Origin of the sequence: Burkholderia sp. E168m23, from assembly GCF_016586125.1 — a bacterium.
Classification (GTDB): Bacteria; Pseudomonadota; Gammaproteobacteria; order Burkholderiales; family Burkholderiaceae; genus Burkholderia; species Burkholderia orbicola.
The window spans coordinates 1-4,832 of sequence record NZ_BCPP01000547.1 but is presented as its reverse complement, the minus strand read 5'-3'; the positions used below and the strand labels follow the sequence as shown (position 1 = coordinate 4,832).

The window sequence follows — 4,832 nt, the reverse complement described above, 5'->3', positions numbered from 1 at the left end:
GGCTTGCCCGCGCCCGCCGCGAGGATCGCGCCGAGGTTGTCCTGCGTCTGCTTGATGAAGTTCGTGTTGAGCTGCAGGTCGCTGAACCAGTTGTACGACACGCCGAGGCCGAGGAACGGCCGGAACTTCGCGGTGGCCTGCCCGAAGTAGTACTGCAGGATCACCGCCGGGCTCCACTGCCGCACGCTCTTCACGATCGGGTTGACCGACCCCAGCCCGATGTTCTGCGTGCCGAGCGCGCCGGCGGGACCCGGCGGCTTGATCGTGCCCTGGCCCGACACCTTGAACACCGGCGGCACGCCGGCCACCGACGTCACCGCGATATGGTCGGTCAGGAAGTGGCTGACCGTCAGGCCGACGGTGTCGGCGCCGCTCGTGTGCAGCCCGGTGCCCGCCGACGTGAACGACGGTGGCAGCCGCAGCGGCGTGTTGATCGGCGTCGGCGCGACGTTGGTCGTCATCGGCGTGCTGCTCTGCTGCGGCATGATGTGGAACCAGCCCAGCGTGACGACGTTGCTGCCGGCGCTCTGCGCGTGCGCCGCGAGCGGCGCCACTGCGGCGGCGCCGGCCGCCGCGCAGAGAAGGGTTTTCTTCATCACGGCTTTCCCCTCCGCTTACTGGACGAATGCGCCGATCGTGAAATACGGCGTCGATCCGGCGTTGTCGAGGAAACCGAACACGCCACCCGAGAAGATGAACTTGCCGGTCGGCGACGTGCTGCCCGAACCCGTGTGGATCGTCGTGACCGTGCCCGGCACCTTCTGCGTGTAGTCGAGGTCGAGCGCGGTCGCGAGCGACGCCTGCGACGGCTGGAACGGATCGAGCAGCGTGGCCTGCTTGTCGATCAGCGCGGTGGTCCGGTAATCGAACTGGCTGTCGACGCCGATGTACTCGCCGTTCTGCGAGCCGGCCGCGACGGCCGTCTGCGGCGCGAGGATCGAGATGCTCGATTCGTCGTCGGCGGTCAGGCCCGGCACGCCGTTGCTGTCCGGCGTCGGGTTCGGGTTCGCGACTCCCGTGCGCACGAGGATCGGCACGAGCTGGTTACGCAGCTTGCCGACGATCATGAAGCCCTTGCCCTGCGGCGTGGCCGACAGCGTCGGCTTCAACTGGCTCGCGTAGTTGTTCGACTGGAACGCGCCGCTGCCGTCGGCCGACTGCACGAAGTTCGTGCCCTGCTGCGCGCACGCGGCGCCGGCGAACTGGCCGGTCGTGTCGCACTTGGTCCACGTGCCGTCCGCGTTGATCGTCACCTTCGCGTCGATCGACGCCGGCCCGAATTTCTGCGACGGCACTTCGCCGAAGCCGATGTGGCTGTACGTGCCCGCGACCTTCGTGATGTCGGTTTCGATCGACGAGAAGCCGATGAACGGGTAGTACGGGAATTTCGTGTCGGGCACCGCGGCCTGGCCGAGCACGCCGTCGAACTGGATCTCCTTGCCGGGAATCGTGCCGCCGGCGACGCCGAAGCCGACGAAGATGCGCGCCGGACGCGACGCGTCGAGGCTCGCGCCGTTCAGGCGGAATGCGCACTGGTTCAGCTTGTTGGTCGGCAGCAGCGTTTCCTGCGTGAGCGTGCCGCTGTCGACGGTGCCCGCGCGCGTCGGCGTGACGGTGCCGGTCTTTTGCGGCACCGCCGATTCGACATAGGTGACCTGCCAGGTCATCTTGGTCGTGTCGAGCTGGACCTTCGCGAGTTCGCCGCTGCCCGCGCCGCCCGTGAACACGGTGTTGTAGTCGAGCGTGGCGGGGCAAAGCCGGTCTTCGACGAGCGGGGGCGGATTGTCGCTACCGCCGCCGCATGCGGAAAGAAGGGGGGCGGCAAGGGCCGCCGCCAGAATGAGGTTGCGCTTCATGTTGCTCCTCCAGATTTGTCTTTGTGCGGCGGCCAGCTCCCTGTCGGCCGCTTCTGTTGGTCGTACTCGTCCTGCCTGCGCCGTGCCGAGCGCCTTCGTGCCTTCCCTGCCATCCGCGGCGGCAGGCCGGCCGCCGCGCCCTCGATCGCTACTTGCTGATCTGCGCGCCCACGCCGAAGTACGGGGTCGACGACGTCGTCGAATTCGCCGACGTCGACGTGACGCCGCCGTTCACCGTGCCCTGGATCAGCGCTGCATACAGGCCGCCCGTCGCGATCACCACGCCCGATGCGGACGGGTAGCTCGCGCCGCTCGGCGGGGTGGTCTTCGCGTTCAGCAGGCCCGGCGTCGTCTGGCCGTAGTCGAGCGTGAAGCCGTCTTCCTCGGCCTGCGTGGACGGGTTGATGAACGACGCGTTGCTGCCGCGGATCAGCGCGGCCGTGTACTTGAAGTTGGAGTCCGCGCCCGCGTAGCCGCCATCGATCGTGCCCGACGTGACGGCCGTCGCCGCGCCGAGCACCGCGATGCCCGATTCGTCGTCGACCTGCGCGTCGAGGTGCAGCGGCGGCGTGCCGAGGTTCACGTTGCCCGTGCGCACGATCACCGGCACCGTCGCGCCGTTGAGCTGGCCGATCACCATGTGCGCGGTCGCCGACTTGCCGGTCGCGCCGACGATCGGCAGTTGCGTCTGCGGCAGCGTCTGCGGCGCCTTGGTGCTGTCGAAGTAGCCGCCGTTCGCGCTCGTCTTCCACGGATCGCCGGTGGTCTGGCAGCCGCCCGACCCGCTCGACGTGCACGCGCCGTTCGCGTCGAACGTCTCGCTCGAGTTCGAGCCCTTCGTCGCGTAGTTGCCCGACGGCACGAGGTGATAGAGCAGCGCGTTGTACGTGCCCGGCAGCTTCGAGAGGTCGGTCGTCGTGTTCGCGAAGCCGAGGAACGGATAGAAGTCGAAGTGACGGTTCGGCACCTGGCCGACGTTCTGCACGACGCCCGGGATGATCGTCAGCCCGTCGTACTGGATCGTCGCGCCGGGAATGCCGCCGCCCGCCACGCCCATGCCGACCAGCAGCATCGGCGGGTTCGCCTGGTTGAAGTCGGCGGCCGTCGAATAGGTCGAGCCGTCCGGCGCGGGGCCGGTGCCCGGCGTGAGGACGAACGCGCAGCGCGTCTGCTCGGCGGTCGGCAGCGTGCCGGTCGGCGGGTGGATGACCTTGCCGGTGATGGTCGTGCCGACGCGGCTCGGCGTGACGGTGCCGGTCTTCAGCGGAATCGGCGATTCAAGCCACTTGAGGGTGTACGTCATCGCGACCGCGTCGATGTTGACGCTGACGATCTCGCCGCTCCCCGCGCCGCCGAGATACGTGCTCTTCACGATATCCGCGTTGGCCGGGCATAGTGCGCCGTTGATCGGCTGCGAAGGCGGCTGCCCTTGCGTGCCGCAACTCGAGCCGGAACATTGGGGCGCATTGATCGGCGCGAGCGCGCCGCCGGAGTCCCCCCCACCACATGCAACCAGGAAAGGGGCAATGGCAAAGGCCGTTGCCACCCCCTTCGATAAGGCGTGCGACATGCCGCTGTCTCCAATCGTTTAATTGTGCGAGCTAATGTCGCTGCCTGGGTTTTTGCTGTCAATTGATGAACCCGTCTAAAAAAGGCGATTGAAACGGGAGCTGCGATTTGAATCCTTGCCCGATAAGGCAATGAGTAAGAATTTAAACGCGAGACAGGCTGCCGAAAGCTGCCGGAGTGGGGGATGCGCGACGCCCGGCACGCTCTCGCAGCGCCTTCCTGCGTATAACGGCAGTGTTTAAATCGACGGGTATCCGGTTTATCCCTATTCGGGATTGACTGGATGAGGAGGGGCTGGATTAATTCACTTGTAATCGCGCAATGGAAAGCTTGTAAATATTTGTAAAGGCGCGATCCGGTGTTTTTATATATTGCCTGATACGGGTAAATAAAAAGCCGGCCAGTGGCCGGCTTTGCATGGCATGCGATGCTGAATCAGCGTTTGAGGCCCGCGTCCTCGGCCGCGCCGATGTTGAGGTTCATGCACTGGATCGCGGCGCCCGACGCGCCCTTGCCGAGGTTGTCGAGGCGCGCGACGGTGACGAAGCGCTCCGCGTTGCCGAACACGAACAGGTCGACGCGGTTCGTGTCGTTGTTCGCCTGCACGTCGAAGAAGCCGCTGTCGAGGTTGGCTTCCGCGTCGAACGGTGCGACGCGCACGAACGCCTCGTCCGCGTAGTACTCGGCGAACACGCGCTGCACGTCCTGCGGCGTCGCGCGCTTCGCGAGCAGCTCGGGCGTGAAGTAGGTCGTCACCGCGAGGCCCTTCAGGAACGGGCCGACGATCGGCGTGAAGATCGGCGCGTTCGCGAGGCCCGTGTGCGCGGCCATTTCCGGCAGGTGCTTGTGCGCGAGGCCGAGCGCGTACGGGCGCGGGCTCGCGAGCTTGCCGCCCGGCGCGGCGCTTTCGTACTCGGCGATCATCGACTTGCCGCCGCCGCTGTAGCCGGTGATCGAGTAGCTGTGCGCGGCGAACGTCGGCGCGACGATGCCCGCATCGACGAGCGGACGCATCGCGAGCACGAATGCCGATGCGTGGCAGCCGGGTACCGCGATGCGCTTCGACGTACGAATCTTCTCGCGCTGCGCGCGGGTCAGCTCCGGCAGGCCGTACGCCCAGTCGGGACTCGTGCGGAACGCGGTGCTCGCGTCGATCAGCGTGGTGTTCGGGTTCTCGACGAGCGACGCGGATTCGCGCGACGCGACGTCCGGCAGGCACAGGAACGTGACGTCCGACGCGTTGATCAGGCGGCGGCGCTCGTCGACGTCCTTGCGCTTCGCTTCATCGATGCGCAGGATCTCGATGTCGCTGCGTGCCGACAGGTATTCGAAGATCTTGAGGCCGGTCGTGCCTTCCTGGCCGTCGACAAAAACTTTGGTGCTCATTTCGCTCTCACTGAATGAAAC

4 protein-coding genes are annotated in these 4,832 nt (G+C 66.6%); all 4 read right to left on the bottom strand.

Translation table 11 applies throughout. The features are described 5' to 3' along the window. Nucleotides 1-596, bottom strand: a 596-nt coding sequence (locus tag JMF90_RS24350) for an OmpW family protein (RefSeq protein WP_201325520.1), incomplete at its 3' end; no start/stop codon positions are given. An 18-nt stretch (nt 597-614) separates the two neighbouring features. After that, entirely contained in the window at nt 615-1,856 is a 1,242-nt protein-coding gene (locus tag JMF90_RS24345; RefSeq protein ID WP_201316683.1) for a DUF2957 domain-containing protein, read from the bottom strand. 148 nt (nt 1,857-2,004) lie between these two features. Further along, nucleotides 2,005-3,426 (bottom strand): DUF2957 domain-containing protein, encoded by a 1,422-nt coding sequence (locus JMF90_RS24340; protein WP_006477399.1) that lies wholly within the window; start codon nt 3,424-3,426, stop codon nt 2,005-2,007. Between the two features lie 434 nt (nt 3,427-3,860). Further along, complete coding sequence (gene argC / locus JMF90_RS24335; RefSeq protein WP_175804388.1) at nt 3,861-4,811, bottom strand: N-acetyl-gamma-glutamyl-phosphate reductase; 951 nt, start codon at nt 4,809-4,811, stop codon at nt 3,861-3,863. Nucleotides 4,812-4,832: the final 21 nt, after the last annotated feature.

What these genes read in the sequence shown, in the direction of transcription:
- JMF90_RS24345 (WP_201316683.1), bottom strand. Translation starts at nt 1,856, where the DNA reads ATGAAGCGCAACCTCATTCTGGCGGCGGCCCTTGCCGCCCCCCTTCTT.
- JMF90_RS24340 (WP_006477399.1), bottom strand. Translation starts at nt 3,426, where the DNA reads ATGTCGCACGCCTTATCGAAGGGGGTGGCAACGGCCTTTGCCATTGCC.
- argC (WP_175804388.1), bottom strand. Translation starts at nt 4,811, where the DNA reads ATGAGCACCAAAGTTTTTGTCGACGGCCAGGAAGGCACGACCGGCCTC.